We start from the raw sequence: 252 nt of genomic DNA on the forward strand, positions 1-252 counted from the left end.
TATTTTCTGCAAAAACAATTACAGAAACCGGTTTCAGTTCGATGATGTGCAAAGGGGTTATCCGTTGCAAGCAGATCACCGAAACCGGTTTCATTTTCGTGAACAGAGTCAAGTTTGTTGCCCCGCAATGGCCAGAGAGAAAAAAAGATCCCTCCACCGAGAATAGGCTCGCAAACGTTTGCCTGGACTGTTAGAATTGCGCCGATTTTTCTTACTAGCTATGCAATCGCGTGGGGACTTGAGCCGTGACCA

Annotated in this window: 1 protein-coding gene; it reads left to right on the plus strand. The window is 46.4% G+C overall.

What is annotated here, in order from left to right:
- The coding region (locus tag BK665_RS34665; RefSeq protein ID WP_123410651.1) for a hypothetical protein at positions 1–194 on the plus strand (194 nt) is incomplete at its 5' end.
- Positions 195–252 lie beyond the last annotated feature (58 nt).

It is taken from the genome of Pseudomonas frederiksbergensis, assembly GCF_003732665.1.
In the GTDB taxonomy this organism is placed as follows: domain Bacteria; phylum Pseudomonadota; class Gammaproteobacteria; order Pseudomonadales; family Pseudomonadaceae; genus Aquipseudomonas; species Aquipseudomonas frederiksbergensis_G.